The organism is Labilibaculum sp. DW002 (assembly GCF_029029525.1).
GTDB classification, from domain to species: domain Bacteria; phylum Bacteroidota; class Bacteroidia; order Bacteroidales; family Marinifilaceae; genus Paralabilibaculum; species Paralabilibaculum antarcticum.
In genome coordinates this window covers 129,316-144,732 of the sequence record NZ_JAKJSC010000004.1, presented here as the reverse complement: position 1 = coordinate 144,732, position 15,417 = coordinate 129,316, and the positions used below count along the sequence as shown (strand labels likewise).

Below are 15,417 nucleotides of genomic sequence, written 5' to 3'. Positions count from 1 at the left end.
TTATGGAAGCATTATTTGAATTATTATTTCGAGCATCGGTAAGCTTAATCGTGTTGTATGCACTGTATTGGTTTCTTTTACGTGAAAGCACTCACTTTAAGGCCAATCGCTACTTCTTATTGCTTAGTTTGATGACATCACTTGTTATCGCTGCTATTCCTGTTCAATATCAAGTAAATGTGCAGGCAACTGCGAACGAAACTGTCGCAGAATTCACTGGTATTTTTAATCACAATATTGAAAAAACGAATTCCAATAGCATTAAAGAAAGCATATCCTTAACAAGTATTTTATTTCTAATTTACTTGACAGGAGCTTCTTTGGTATTGCTTCGCATCCTTATACAATGCAGAAAACCAATACTAATTATAAGCAATTCAAAGCCTAAAAAAATTAACGATTGCTTGATTCACGAGAACAAGGTTTTTAACTCACCTTTTTCGTTTTTCAATCGCATATTAATCAATCCTGAATATTTTAAACAGAACGAAATAGATGACATTTTAACTCATGAAAAGGTGCACATTCACGAGCGTCATTGGATCGATCTGTTCATCATAGAACTGTTAACAGTGTTTTTCTGGTTCAATCCATTTATTTGGTTATTTGAACGAGCTATTAAACAAAACCATGAATACCTGGCCGACGAAGGTGTATTAACCCGGGGCCATTCACCTGTCAGGTATCAGGCGTTATTAATTAACCGGCTAATGGGGACACAAGTAATTGGTTTAGCCAATCACTTTAGTTCATCCCTCGGCCCAACCCGATTCAAAATGATGACAAAAGAGAAAACAGCGAAACGAAAATTGTTTCGAATGATGTGGGGAATCCCTGTACTGGCAATTCTTCTGGTTGCTTTTGCTGAACCAGATTACAAACAAGAAACTAAAATTATTAAATCAGAAGCTCTTGTTAGCTCTATAAATAACGCTGACAACATATTAATTACTGGTAAGGTGATCAACGAAGATGGTATTAATATGCCAGGAACTTCAATTATACTAAAAGGTTCTACAACCGGTACTGTTGTTGATAAAGATGGTACTTTTGAATTGAATGTTCCAAAATCAGAAAAAATGGCTCTTGTAATTTCTTATGTAGGTTACAAAACCATTGTTGAGAAAATAAACCCTTCTGACAAAAAAGTACATTTCAATTTTAAATTGCAAAAAGGGGTTATTAGCATCGGTAGTAAATCGATGTATTTAGATGGAGATGTACCTCCTCCGCCTCCACCACCAGTACCTGAAATGTCTAATTCAGACAAGCCTGTGTTTTTTATTGTTGAAGAGATACCTCATTATCCGAACGGAAGATATGGTTTAGGACAGTATGTTAAAAAGAAAACATCTGAATTTAAAAGTACGTTTGGTAAAAAACTAAGCGGTAAGGCTACAGTTGGTTTTACTATTACTAATAAAGGAGAAGTAACTAACATTCAAATACTAAACAAAGACAATGATCTTGTTGCCAAGGCCGCTAAAACCATAGCACACGAGATGGAAAACTGGAAACCAGGTGCGCAAAGAGGAAAGAAAGTTCCGGTTGATTTTGCAATGGAATTGGAATTTTAAAAGAATACAAATTAGGATAATAAAAATAAGTGCTGTTATCGTTCCCAAAGGAATGTAACAGCACTTGTAATATATGCGAATGTTAAAATAGGCACGATCCTAAGGCTTAAATTAATTTGTTTAATTTCTCTACTAAAACAGATTCAGCAACTACTCCAACTGTTTTATCTACAACTTCAGTTTTTTTCACAAATAGTAAAGTTGGTATGCTCCCAATTCCGTATTTTGTTCTCAATTCAGGAAATTTATGCACATCCACTTTTTGAAAGTCAACTTTTCCTTCATATTCGGCTGCTAACTTTTCCACAATTGGCATTATTGCTTGACAAGGAGGACATGTATCAGCATAAAAATCTAACAATATTGCTTTATCTTCTTTAAGTAATTTCTCCAATTCTGTAGCACTTTCAATTGTTCTCATATTTTTAGTTTTAATCTTATTCGTTTTATCTAATGATACAAAGATGAGGACAATTTAAAGATTCTCCGAGGATGATAATTCCCGAAAAGTTGACAATTTTTCCTTTTCCCTCCAAAAATCTTCGTTTTCTGCAAAAAAAAAGGATACCAATAAGCATCCCTTCTAATATCTTGTTATTGCAATGGTGTGAATATTTTTGTCAAATCTAATGGGTCATCCATATCTTGTTGAAGTGCCACCAATTTTGTAAACAATTCTTTAATTTTCCCTTTAAACTCAGGTTTGTTTGCCAAATCATTCATTTCATTTGGATCTTCTCTTAAATCGTACAACCTCATTATTTTTCCATGAGGATAAACAATCAATTTAAATCCATCTGTTCGAATCATTCGCTGTAAATCAGCTTTGTAGCATCCATAAATTGCATCGTAATTCGACTCTGTCTGCTCACCTCGCGCCAAAGACATAAAACTTTTGAATTCAATATACTCAGGCTTTGGCAAACCTGCTAATTCAATAGATGAAGCCATAATATCTTGCAAATAAACCTCAGCATCAATCTTCTTCCCTTTCGGGATATCAGGGCCAACAACAAACAAAGGTGGGCGCATAGAATGATCGTACATATTTTGCTTACCAAGCAAGCCATTTTCTCCAACAGCTAAACCGTGATCGGCAGTATAAAAGATATAGGTATTATCCATTTCACCTGATTCCTTAAGTGCTTTAATGATCTCCCCAATTTGATGATCCAAATGCGTAATTAAAGCATAATATTCCTGGCGATGCTTTTTAATTGCATATTCTGTACGAGGAAATGGAGCCAAAGCAGCATCACGCAAAGCAGGACCACAACCAATGCTATCTTTATATGGATACATCGGAAGAAAAGACTCTGGAACAGAAATATTTTCCAAGGGATACATATCTAAAAATTCTTTTGGAGATTGACGAGGATCATGTGGAGCGTTAAAAGCTAAATACATGAAGAACGGCTTCTCTTTTCCTTTAGCAGAATCAATAAAGGTGATCGCATCATCCTTCAAAACTTCACTCCAATGTTTTCCTCCATTCCAAAAACCACCATTATTCTTATCCCAAGGAGTCCAGCTTATATCTGACTCACTCTGTGGACGATTGTATCCAAAAGGCATAATATCTTCAGGATTGCCATTTTTAGCATCTAATTCCGCGAACAGTTTTACTTGCTTTGCATGATCCCAATTATCTTTAGGCATGCCAGGACGAATATGAACGGTATGGTTAAATATTTTAGGTGGAGCTGTTTTCACGTGCCACTTTCCTGTCATGTAAGTATCATATCCTGCCGATTGCATAATTTGAGACCACATTTGCCCATTATCAACCAATTCTTTTTGCTTGTTTTCGTAATCATACGCTCTCCATACAAATCTTCCGGTATTCAACATCGCTCTACTACTAGCACAAACTGCACCAGTCCAGGCTCCCATGTTAAATGCTTGAGCAAATGTTGCTCCCTCCTCAACCATTTTATCAAGATTAGGAGTAATTATCTCCTCATTCCCTAAAGCATGTACTGTGTTGTAACACTGATCATCTGCAAAAAGAAAGATAATGTTGGGTTGTTTCTTTTCAATTTTTTTTCCAGAACATCCCATTAAAATGGATACAAAAGAAATGGAAAGCAATAATTTTAATTTCATCTTACTATTATAATTACATTTTCAATACATACTGTTTCATAATCTGCCACACAAATTATTGATAATTGATTTTATCTTTACAACATCAACTCTTCCAACTACTTACATTATTTAGATGATAAAATTAACTAAAAAAGATTAGCCAACCTCTATTTTTATCTGAAAACAAACACTTCTAAGAAACACACAACCTACTCACCTAAAGGTAATTACACTCCAAAAATGAATATCCCCCTTTAAATAGGATCAATACTACCATTACCTACCAGTAGCGTTCGTTTTATTTTCTTTTAGATTCAATCCATTTTCGCTTTCTTTGTAATCACATTATTAATCACATAATCCCTGTAATGACTAAGAAGAATACTGAAGATAAGACCTCATCATCATTAGAAAAGTTTTTTCTGCATTTACATCCAACAAAAATTGATTCACGAGCTGTCAAATTCAACCGAACTTTCGGCTTAGGAGGTGTTTGTGCATTACTATTCATAATTCTCTCGATAACAGGTTTATTACTTCGATTTTCTTACATCCCAACAGTTCAGCATGCCTACGATTCAATTTTAGGTTTAAAGAACAATACAATGTTTGGTCAGTTCATTCGCAACCTGCATCATTTATCAGCAAAATTGATGGTCTTGGTTTCCTTTTTACATTTGATAAGAACTTACTACTCACAAAGTTTTCATTTAAAAAGAGCTGAGAATTGGATTTATGGTTTGTTTATGATGTTTTTGGTATTGGCATCTAGCTTTACAGGATATCTTTTGCCCTGGGATCAGTTAGCTTATTGGGCAATTACCGTAATTACTCAAATTGCCGAGTACATCCCATTAATAGGTGATTCTCTAGCTTACGCGATTCGTGGTAGTCATACTGTTGATGGAAATACGCTTATCAACTTCTATACATTACACACAGGAATCATTCCAATTTTGTTTATTATTTTAATGAGCATGCACTTTTGGCTGGTACGAAAAGCTGGTGGGATTGCACTTCCTCAACAAGAGGAAAAACAAAAGGTTGATGTGATTTCTAATTTAGTTCCTAAAGAAATTATGCTTGCAAGTATTGTAATTGCAGGACTTTTCTTAGTGTCAGTATTTTATGACGCTCCACTGCTTGAAGAAGCAAATCCTTTAAAAAGTCCTAACCCAAGTAAGGCTCCATGGTATTTTTTAGGTGCTCAGGAATTACTATTGCATTTACATCCGTTCTTTAGTGCTGTAATTATTCCATTCTCGGCTGCATTATTCTTTTTTGGACTTCCTTATTACAAGTACACCAATCTTAATATTGGTGTTTGGTTCAATTCTCCTTTAGGTAAAAAAATCACCATACAATCAAGCATAGGTTCTTTTCTATATACTTTTGTATTGATCTATATTCTTGACCATTTTCTTCATTTTGATTTATGGCTTTCCAACTGGCCTAGCATCATATCAACTGGCTTAATTCCTTTCCTATTGTATATGATTCCTGTTGTTGCCTTCCTGCTATTTTGGAAGAAGAAACATCAAGCCAATCGCACTGAACTAATCATGGCAAGTACAAGTATTATATTGGCATCCTACATAAGCATGCTACTCATTTCCCTTTTACTAAGAGGAGAAGGAATGTTGTTGATTTTTTAAATATTGAATTACGATAGCATAATGAAACTAGATAGACGAAAATTTATAAAGCGAATTTTGATTGCTGTTGCAGCAATTGAAGCTTTATTCTTGATAAAAGGGAGTGTGAATAAGGTAGATACTAAGTCTGGAGCAAAAGACTTATTTAATGCCGGCAAAGCCTCTTCTTTCGATAACAATAAATTATATCCATTTTTAACTGGTCAATTCTTTTTGAAACGATTCGAAGATGGTGGTTTTTTGGCAATGTCGATCAAATGTACTCACCTTGGTTGCGTTGTAAATACCAATTCCAAAACAGGAGGTTTTAATTGTCCTTGTCATGCTTCACAGTTCGATAAATTTGGAGCCGTTATTTCTGCTCCTGCAACTCGTCCACTAGATATTTTTCCAATAAAAGTGGAAAATGGAGAACTTCTTATTGATACGAGAAAGCCTGTAAAAAGAGCTTCTTTTAACAAATCTCAGCTAACCTACGCATAATGGATAATCGACAAAAAACAGAACGCATAAGCTTTCTTGCTGCTTTGGTAACAGTACTTACGATTCCATTGTACCTACTTGTTAACACTTATAATTCTAGCAGCGAAACAATAGCTGAGGCTGAATATGTAGGCAAAGAAACTTGTATTGAGTGTCATTTAAATGAATACAACGATTGGGTCGGATCTGATCATGATAAAGCCATGGATCATGCAAATGATTCAACTGTTCTTGGTGATTTTAACAACCAATCACTGGAATACAATGGCATGACTCATAAATTATACAAACGAGACAATCGTTTTTATGCTTTTACTGATGGCGAAACTGGTAAAATGGAAGAATTTGAGATCAAATATGTATTCGGCTACTATCCATTGCAACAATATTTAATTGAATTTGATCGTGGCAGATTACAGACACTTCCACTTACCTGGAATTCGAAAGATAGTGTGTGGTATCACATGTCAACGGAAGTTTATAAAGATGAAATTATTGAGCATGACAACTGGTTACACTGGACCAACCAAGCTCAGAACTGGAACGGAATGTGTGCCGATTGCCATTCCACGAACCTGGTAAAAGGTTACGATGTTAAAACAGACACCTACCACACCACTTGGAGTGAAATAGATGTAAGTTGTGAAGCTTGTCATGGACCTGCCTCAAAACACCTGGAATGGGCTGCAAAAGCTGATTATGCCAGAGACGAACACGTCAATTTTGGCTTGGTAGTTAAAACGAGCGGAATTGATAACAAAGAATACGTAGATTTATGCGTACGCTGCCATACACGACGTGGCTCACTATCTGACTTTAAGCACAGTGCAGACATATACAATCATACCATTCCAAATTTGCCAAGCGGTGAAAATTACCACATCGATGGACAGATATTAGATGAAGATTACGTTTATGGATCGTTTACTCAGAGTAAAATGTTTATGCGCGATGTAAAATGTAACGATTGCCACAATGTTCATAGCACCAAGCGCTTATTTGAAGACAATAGATTGTGTACACAATGCCACAGAGCTGATGATTACGATACTTACAATCATCATTTTCACAAATTAGAAGGTGAAAAAGGTGAAGCGGTAATTGCCGATGATGGCGTTAAGTTCGAAGTTGGTGCTGGTGCTCGTTGTATCAACTGCCACATGCCTGCACAGTTTTATATGGGACCAGATTATAGAAATGATCACAGTTTCCGTGTTCCTCGTCCTGATCTAACACAAACATTAGGAACTCCAAATGCTTGTAACCAATGCCATGCCGATAAATCGACACAATGGGCAGTTGATTACGTGAACAAATGGCACGGAATTGGTCGTCCTTCTCAATATGGTAATGCTTTTAAAGAGGCTACTACAGGAAGTCAAAAAGGATTCGATGAATTGGTACATATTTACCAAGACGAAGTATATCCAGAAATTGTTAGAGCAACGGCGATCCGACTTTTGGGAATGCATTATCAAAACAAAGCCAAAGAGGTATTATATGAAGCTATGAATAATTTCAATGGTCATATTCGTTACAATGCATTACAAAATTTACTGATGGACGATCAAACATCCTTTCAAAAAGTTTTAGGAATGTTGAATGACCAGACAAAAGCCATAAGAGTTGAATGTGCAACAAAATTGAATACTGTAAACAAAGATCAAATACCCGTTAAATACCAAGAACAACTTAAAAAGGCCGAAAAAGAATACTTGGAAGCTTTGGAATACAGTGCAGATTTCCCTTCTGGTAAATTCAACCTTGCCAACTTCTATTACAACACCAAACAAAACGATAAAGCGGAAGAATTTTACAAAAAAGCTTTAAGGCAAGACAAGCTACTTCATCCAATTAAGATTAACCTAGCCATATTATTCAACAACAAAGGTGAGTACGAAAAAGCTGAGATATTACTCAAGGATTATTTAAAAAATGTGCCTAATGATGGTGCAACAATGTTCACCTATGCACTGTTTTTATCTGAACGCCAGCGTTACGATGAATCGATGACCTATTTATTGAAAGCATCGAAACTGGCTACAACCAATCCAAGAATATTCTACAATATCGCAATGATGTATGATTTTAGGAACAATTCGAAAGATGCGATTAAGTATTTAAAAAGTGCAATCAATATTAATCCTGAAGATCAGAATTACTATGTAGCTTTGCTAAACCTTCATGTGAAATACAAGCAGACGAAGGAATCAAAAGCTGTTGCTAAGCAAATACTTGAAAAATTCCCAAATATTAACGACAAAGCTAATATTGAGGCTATTTTAAACCAATAATTGAACTCTAATGGAAAACTCGAATATTTGTAGATGCAAATGGGCTGGAGAAGATCCCTTGTATTGCGATTATCACGATAATGAATGGGGATTTCCCTTGCACGATGATCTGATGCTATTTGAGTTTCTAATTTTGGAAGGAGCACAAGCTGGCTTAAGTTGGATTACCATTTTACGTAAGCGTGAAAATTACCGCAAAGCCTTTGATAATTTAGATCCTAATGTAATTGTGAATTATACTCAGGAGAAAGTGGACGAACTACTCCTTAACGAAGGGATTATTCGAAATAAGCTGAAAATTAATTCTGCTATAAAAAATGCAAAAGCATTTCTTGAGGTTCAAAAAGAATTTGGCAGTTTCGACCGATACATTTGGAGTTTTACCAAAGGGAAAACAATCCAAAATTCCTGGAAGGATCTATCTGAAGTACCCGCTTCGACTCCAGAATCAGAATTGATGAGCAAAGATTTAAAAAAGAGAGGTTTCAAATTTGTAGGCCCAACCATTTGTTATGCTTTTATGCAAGCAACCGGAATGGTAAATGATCATACAATAGATTGTTTTCGTTACAAAAAACTTAAATGAAAAAATGCCTCTAAGTTAAATTAGAGGCATTCCTTTTTTTGCTGATATATAAAAGATTACTCCTTTTTATCATCGGTAGAATCGAAATTAATTGGTACTACATAAGAAACATCTACAGTCTTTCCTTTTTCCATTCCTGGTTCCCATTTTGGTAACGATTTAATTACACGAAGAGCTTCCGCATCTAAAGAAGGCTCTACTCCCCTAGCTACTCGAGCTTGGTCAACATTACCTTCTTTATTTACCACAAACATAATGTATACCTTACCAGTAATATTATTTTTAAGAGCTTCTGCTGGATATTTCACATTAGCTCCAATATATTTTTGTAAGCCTTTGGGTCCACCTGGATATTCTGGCATTTTCTCTACAATGGTGAATACTTTTCCATCAACTTTTACTTCGTCTATTTTTTTATCATCCGTAATATCAAAATTAATAGGTACCGTATAAGAAACATCAACAGCTTTGCCTTTTTCAATTCCCGGCATCCATTTTGGCATTGCTGTAACAGCACGTAATGCTTCTTTATCTAGAGAAGTCTCAACACCTCTAATCACCCTTGCTTGATCAACAACACCTTCTTTATTCACTACAAAAGTTACAAATACTCTTCCTTTTACACCTTTTTTAAATGCTTCCGATGGGTATTTTACTGTTGCTGCGATATAATTTTGTAAGGCTTTTGTACCACCAGGAAAAACTGGCATTTCATCAACATAAACATAAGTAGTATCTTTAGTATTAGGATCAATCGTAAACCTTTTAGATTCGCTTCCACCTTTTTTCACACCAAAATTAACCGGCACAGTATAAGAAACATGAACAGCTTTGCCTCTTTGTTTGCCTGGCTTCCATTTAGGAGAACTCATAACAATCTTTAAAGCTTTTGCATCCACTTTTTTCTTTCCGGAACTTCTTGCAATACGAGCCTCAGCAACTTCGCCTGTTTTGGTTACAAGAAAGGTAACATAACTCCTTTTACCAATTATGTATTTTTTATCCAATTTTGAAACTTCAGCCTCATAAAATTCTTTTAATTTCAATGCTCCGCCAGGAAACACTGGCATATCTTCTACAATAACAAAAATAGGCTCTCCTTTATAAGTTTTCTCTTCACTAACTTCTTTTGCAGCTGAATAACTTAATTGAACATTCATATCGTAGCCGTTATCTGTTTTCTTTCCATGCTTTATAAAACCTTCTACAGAAATTACCTCTTTGTTTAAATCAACTCCTAAAAATACCAGTTTGCCATCTTCAGGAACTTGGATTGAAAATCTACCTTCCATATCTGAAACTGTTCCAGTTTTAGAATCTTGAACCAAAACTGCAACACCTGCAATTGGCTCATTATCTTCATTAAGAATTTGTCCAGTAACCGTTGTTACATTTACTACTTTTTCTATTATTTTTTCCTGAGCCTGAACTTCAACTATCTTCATGTTAAAAAGAAGTATCACAAGTACAGCAGGAATTACAATCAATAATTTATAGCGCCTGTTTTTTGGGCTTTTTACATTTGACATCATTATCATTCGTTTTTTAGTAATAGAGCAATTAAAGTTATTGGCTAAGCCCATGACTTCAACACCCATTATTTGGTTTAAAATACTCGCCTGATATTCTCCAATGTTGCAGCCTTGCGCAATAACTCCTTCATCGGCCAATAATTCATGCGTTTGTTTTATAGCACGTTCAAATAGCCATGCAAAAGGATTAAACCACAATAAAATTGTTGTTAGTTCCACCAAAAGCAGATCGATCCAATGCTTCTGTTCCACATGTACTTTTTCGTGTGCTATAATATTTGTTCGAGATTCATCGGTAAATTCCTCTCTGTTCATTACTATGTATCCAAAAAATGTAAAAGCCGGAATTGCTCTATCCAACACAATAACCTTACAATCTTCAACTACCGTATAATCTTTGCCCAAAACCATTCTGTATATCTGACTAATTTTTATCAAACTACGAATTAGCAATACCGCAACTACAAATAAATAACCTGCCAATAGCAAATTAGGAATTGTAAAGTAGTTTTGCTTCATTGGTGCTGCTTCCATTGCTCCTGAGAACATTGGCATAAGCTCAGTTTGAACTGAAGATTGTACCGATTCGACAATTACCGTGTAAGGTATTTTCACAAATGGCAACAAGAGCGAAAGAATTATACTAACAACTAGGTAAATTCTTATTTCTACAAAAAATCTTTCGTTCCGAAGAATAAGAAAATAGATCGCATAAAACAGGGCTAAAATTACCGATGCTTGTAATAAATAGTCAAATAAAGCTGTCATATCTATTTCTCCTTTTCTATTTGTTTCTTTGCGATCTCAATCATTTCTTCCAATTCCTGAATGCTTAACTTATTATCTTTTGCAAAAAAAGACGCCATTCTTGAAAATGACCCATTAAAGTAATTGGTTACCAATGCTCCTGCTTTAAATCCTGAATAATCTTCTTTCGGTATTTTAACAGAAAACACATGAGATTTTCCTTGTGCGATTTTATTTACAAATCCTTTTTTATCCAAGGCGTTCATTACAGTTGCAACTGTAGTATAAGCTGGTTTTGGATCCGGAAAGCAAGCAATTGCATCTCTAACATTTGTTTTCTCCAATTCCCACACAATTTGCATTACCTGCTCCTCTGCTTTGGTCAACTCCTTCATATCAATTTCAACTTTTAGATTAATCTACTACAAACTTAGTACTAAATTTTTAGTAGCCAAATTTTACAACTAAAAATTTAGTAGATAAACGAAATTAATTAAAAATAGAACTTGATAAATTGCCTTTATGCTTGATTTAGGCTAGCTAATTTGCTAACTATGCAAAAAATAAGCAATGGAAAAATTTCAACTAGACCCTGCGGAATATCCTCTTGGCAAAAGAATCATCAAAGAACTATCCTTATTGGGTCTTCTTCTTCTTATCCTTTTATTCTTTGGAGAATTAAAAGTAGTTTACTTGAGCGCCATATTTCTCATGTACATCCTTCTTCTTCTTTTAAAAAGAAACCGAATTATCTACGAAATTAAATTCGATGATGATGCAAAAGAAATTCATTTGTACTATTTCTATTTAATTGCATGTAAGGGTTTGGAAAAAATACCTTATTCTAAAATTGGCTTTAATATGGGCTTAAAAAGGTTTGGTTTTGGAAGTGCTATTGAAACACTTGAACTATTTAAAGGAAAGATATTAGCCGGTGAAATCCGTAAAGAAGGGAAATGGAAATGGTCAGAAGAAAATACAAAGCAACTTCACGAAAAGCTTAATCAAGTCGCGAATTTAAAATAACTTAACTATTTTGTAGTTAATATAGGTACGATTCTTGTTTCTTGCCAAGCATGATCTACTTGCAAATTGTATATCTTTAAAGAAGAATTTGCCTTTTGAAATTAAACTTTCGCCACATCAGTAAAATAGTTACATATTGTCTGATTTTGATATTTTCGATTGGAAACCTTTCCCTGACTTATGGACAAAGGTCTTCTCGAAAAGATACCCTTGTTTCCAAAAACAAACAACACAATTTAACCGATAGCACTTATATCATCTCCCGAGATACTTTTGTTTTTCTTTTAGATACAGTTAAGGAAAAATATCGTGGAAATGAATCTGGCAATGGCAATAAATTTTATCATGCGTTAAAGCGCAATGCAGATAAGCGTAAGTTTACAAAAGAGCTGTATCGCTTATTTTTCGTAGCTCCTGACAAGTTAAAACCTACCGATACCTTAAAAACAGAACGAAGCGAAACTGCCTTTGTACAATACCAAGGAAAAAAAATACGAAAAATAAGTGTCCGAGTTTTAGAACCCTTTGGCTCTACCCTTTACGATACAACCAAGGTAGCAACATCGTGGATTGAAAATACGGGTAACAAATTGCATCATACCAGTAGAAGAAAGCATTTAAAGAAACTTTTGCGATTAAAAGAAGGCGATGACCTTGACCCCTACAACATTGCTGATAATGAACGTTTAATTCGACAGCTCTCCTACATTAAAGATGCTTACTTTAGAGTTATTCCAGTTTTAGGATCTCAAACATTAGTCGACCTGCAGTTGTGGGTAAAAGATCAATTTTCCTGGGGAGCAAACTTAGATGTTGGCTCACTAACTTCTACCGAAGTTGAAATATACAGCAGAAATCTTTACGGATTAGGTCACGAATTTAGCAATGCCCTAGAATTCGATGCAGATAAAAATCAGCAATATGGCTACACCGGAAAATATAAGATCAAAAATATCCGAAGAAGTTATATCGATGCCTTGTTCACCTATCAAAATACTTACGAAAAAGCTGTTCTTCAGATGGATTTGGATCGACCTTTTGCAACTTATAACACCAAATATGCAGGCGGTTTTACCATTGCCCAAACCATGAGATCGGAAGAAATTCAAAACGATGATCCCATTTTAAACGAAATACCACTCGATTTTAATTATGGAAATATGTGGTTTGGACGCTCCTACAAAGTAAAATCGAGAAGACAATTTGCCAGAAGAAAACTATATATTGCTGGAAGAATATCAAGTAAAAAATTTTTTGAACGCCCCGAAGTTGGACCAACACTAAATCAGTTTTTTCACAATAACATCCTCTATTTAGCTAGTATTAGCTTAAGTCAAATTCAATATTACAAAAGTAATTTGATTTATAATTTTGGCCGTACAGAAGATATTCCATATGGTTTTTTAAGTCAGGTCACATTTGGATATGAAGACCGAGAGTACTCTCATCGCAATTACCTTGGATTTGATTTCCAAAAAGCCATTTATCTTAAAAATAGCAGAAGCTATTTATTCAATAGAGTTGCTTTAGGAGGATATTTTAATTCTAAGCGATTTGAGCAAGGAGTATTAACAGCACAATCGAAGTTTTTCAGCAGAATACATCAAATTGGACCTCTTCGATTTCGTCACTTTGGCGACATGCAATACACGCTAGGAATTCGACGATTCCCCGAAGAATTCATAAGCTTAATTACGGAAAAAGGCATTAGAGGATTTAAGAAAGAATCGGTGAGTGGAACTCAAAAATTAGTAGGTAGTTTTGAGAGTGTTGCTTTTACGCCATATACTTTAGGAGGATTTAGATTTGCGTTCTACACTTTTGCCGATCTTGGTTTTATTGGCGCTAATAATAAGAACATCTTTAAAGAAGATTTTTATTATGGTGTTGGCTTTGGTATTCGACTACGAAATGAAAATCTAGTGTTTAAAACAATTCAGCTTCGACTGGCATTTTATCCTAGAGCACCTAAGGAAATTGATCATTTTGAGTACCGAATTTCGGGAGAAGAAAGACCCAAGTTTAATAACTTTAGAGTTACCCAACCCGAAACGGTTAAATTTGAGTAGTTGCTTACAAACTAAATCTTACTGTCTTTCCAATTGGCAAATCGTAAATAGAGCCAGGATCCTAATGCCAAAAAGCCAGCATAAAAATATTCTGAAATCCAAACCCCTGAAATGGACAACTTAAATACTTCGATTAAAGTATAAACACCTCCCAAATAAAAGGCCAGCACAATAATTTCTATTAACATCGCATGAAAGGTATTTCCCGTTCCAGAAACGCCTTGAAACAAGGTTATTCCAACAGGAAAAAGAAGTGCTGCACCAAATATCACATACAAAACGGGTTTAGTCTCCCTAATTAAACCAATTTCATCTGTGTAAATAGAAATTACCAATTCTGGACTAATTAGACTAACTCCAACCAAAGCCAAAACACATAAAAAAGAAAGCTTTACAGTCTTAAATATTACAGGCAATACTTCTTGATAATTTCCCTCTCCTATCACTTGGCTAACCAAAGTATTTGCCGCAGAACCAAAGGCCCACACAGGTACCATAAGAAGGACATAAATACTTCGAATGATATTTGAAATTGCCAATTCGTGCTCCCCCATTCGTTCAACCATAATGAAAAAAACAAACCAACACGATAGGGCTAGAAAGTTTTGAATCATGATTGGGAATGATACGTTCAATAATCGTTTGTATAATTCTTTATCAACTTTAGGAAAATGAAATAGATTATATTTTTCGACAGGCGTTTTTCGTAGGGTATAAATAATAAAAAACACCAAAACGCAAGCCTCAGCAATAACCGAAGCTAAAGCTGCACCTTTAATTCCCATTTCTGGCAAACCAAACTTCCCAAATATCAATGCATAATCTAAAAACACATTGACAATAGCCATAAAAGCTGTACTCCAGGAAATAACTTTGGTTTTAGCAATTCCAATATAAAAAGCTCTGAAAAGTAAGTTAACGCAGGCAAACATTACACCCCAGGCCCGAACTGAAATATAATCGTTACTTGCCTGATAAATACCATCTGATCTCACCATCCATTTCAACAGTGAAGGCGATTGAATTTCCATAAATCCGAAAAGCAAGACTGCCAAAACTACCAAAAAATACAAGGCATGATCGAAGGTTTTTCCTACTAACTTGTAATTCCCTTCACCATATCGTCGAGCCATTACGATTTGTGCCCCTAAGCCAAACCCCCATACAAACATGACAATTGCAAAATAGAATATTGTTGCAATAGCAGCTGCACCCAAAGCCGTTTCGCTTAAGTGTCCTAGAAATGCAGTATCAGTAACTGAAATAATATTTTGAGCGACACTACCTAAAATAATTGGGTAAGCAATTGTCCAAATATTTGAATAAGAGGTTTGTATTTTCACGATACTACTGCAATAAG

General features: G+C 35.0%; 12 protein-coding genes. 7 read left to right on the top strand and 5 right to left on the bottom strand.

Annotated features, from left to right (window positions below; all coding sequences use genetic code 11):
* The first annotated feature begins 2 nt into the window (after window positions 1-2).
* Window positions 3-1,577, top strand: a complete 1,575-nt coding sequence (locus tag L3049_RS15960; RefSeq protein WP_275110816.1) for a M56 family metallopeptidase — start codon at window positions 3-5, stop codon at window positions 1,575-1,577.
* A 106-nt stretch (window positions 1,578-1,683) separates the two neighbouring features.
* Here L3049_RS15960 and L3049_RS15955 read toward each other — a convergent pair whose 3' ends face one another.
* Window positions 1,684-1,998, bottom strand: a complete 315-nt coding sequence (locus L3049_RS15955) for a thioredoxin family protein (RefSeq protein ID WP_275110815.1) — start codon at window positions 1,996-1,998, stop codon at window positions 1,684-1,686.
* A 173-nt stretch (window positions 1,999-2,171) separates the two neighbouring features.
* Window positions 2,172-3,683 (bottom strand): sulfatase family protein, encoded by a 1,512-nt coding sequence (locus tag L3049_RS15950; protein WP_275110814.1) that lies wholly within the window; start codon window positions 3,681-3,683, stop codon window positions 2,172-2,174.
* A 350-nt stretch (window positions 3,684-4,033) separates the two neighbouring features.
* On the opposite strand from L3049_RS15950, the gene L3049_RS15945 reads away from it, so the two are divergent.
* The 4 genes from L3049_RS15945 to L3049_RS15930 are packed head-to-tail and all read left to right on the top strand — an operon-like array spanning window position 4,034 to window position 8,683.
* Window positions 4,034-5,320 carry a cytochrome b N-terminal domain-containing protein gene (locus tag L3049_RS15945; RefSeq protein WP_275110813.1) on the top strand — a complete coding sequence of 429 codons (1,287 nt, stop codon included), beginning with the start codon at window positions 4,034-4,036 and terminating at the stop codon, window positions 5,318-5,320.
* Between the two features lie 21 nt (window positions 5,321-5,341).
* Window positions 5,342-5,803 carry a QcrA and Rieske domain-containing protein gene (locus tag L3049_RS15940; RefSeq protein WP_275110812.1) on the top strand — a complete coding sequence of 154 codons (462 nt, stop codon included), beginning with the start codon at window positions 5,342-5,344 and terminating at the stop codon, window positions 5,801-5,803.
* Window positions 5,803-8,097, top strand: a complete 2,295-nt coding sequence (locus L3049_RS15935; protein WP_275110811.1) for a multiheme c-type cytochrome — start codon at window positions 5,803-5,805, stop codon at window positions 8,095-8,097. The genes L3049_RS15940 and L3049_RS15935 overlap by 1 nt, the downstream gene beginning before the upstream one ends.
* Before the next feature lie 10 nt (window positions 8,098-8,107).
* Entirely contained in the window at window positions 8,108-8,683 is a 576-nt protein-coding gene (locus tag L3049_RS15930; RefSeq protein WP_342753460.1) for a DNA-3-methyladenine glycosylase I, read from the top strand.
* Window positions 8,684-8,739: 56 nt separating this feature from the next.
* Here the strand turns inward: L3049_RS15930 and L3049_RS15925 are convergent, their stop codons facing one another.
* On the bottom strand, window positions 8,740-10,983 hold the full coding sequence (locus L3049_RS15925; protein ID WP_275110810.1) for a M56 family metallopeptidase: 2,244 nt from the start codon (window positions 10,981-10,983) through the stop codon (window positions 8,740-8,742).
* 2 nt (window positions 10,984-10,985) lie between these two features.
* Window positions 10,986-11,357: a BlaI/MecI/CopY family transcriptional regulator gene (locus tag L3049_RS15920; RefSeq protein ID WP_275110809.1), complete on the bottom strand. Its 372-nt coding sequence runs from the start codon at window positions 11,355-11,357 to the stop codon at window positions 10,986-10,988.
* A 175-nt stretch (window positions 11,358-11,532) separates the two neighbouring features.
* On the opposite strand from L3049_RS15920, the gene L3049_RS15915 reads away from it, so the two are divergent.
* Both L3049_RS15915 and L3049_RS15910 read left to right on the top strand, forming a co-directional pair.
* Window positions 11,533-11,988 (top strand): hypothetical protein, encoded by a 456-nt coding sequence (locus L3049_RS15915; protein ID WP_275110808.1) that lies wholly within the window; start codon window positions 11,533-11,535, stop codon window positions 11,986-11,988.
* Between the two features lie 146 nt (window positions 11,989-12,134).
* On the top strand, window positions 12,135-14,057 hold the full coding sequence (locus L3049_RS15910) for a hypothetical protein (RefSeq protein ID WP_275110807.1): 1,923 nt from the start codon (window positions 12,135-12,137) through the stop codon (window positions 14,055-14,057).
* Between the two features lie 11 nt (window positions 14,058-14,068).
* On the opposite strand, the gene L3049_RS15905 is transcribed toward L3049_RS15910, so the two are convergent.
* A complete protein-coding gene (locus L3049_RS15905; RefSeq protein WP_275110806.1) occupies window positions 14,069-15,400 on the bottom strand; it encodes an MATE family efflux transporter in 1,332 nt (443 codons plus the stop codon).
* Between the last annotated feature and the right edge of the window lie 17 nt (window positions 15,401-15,417).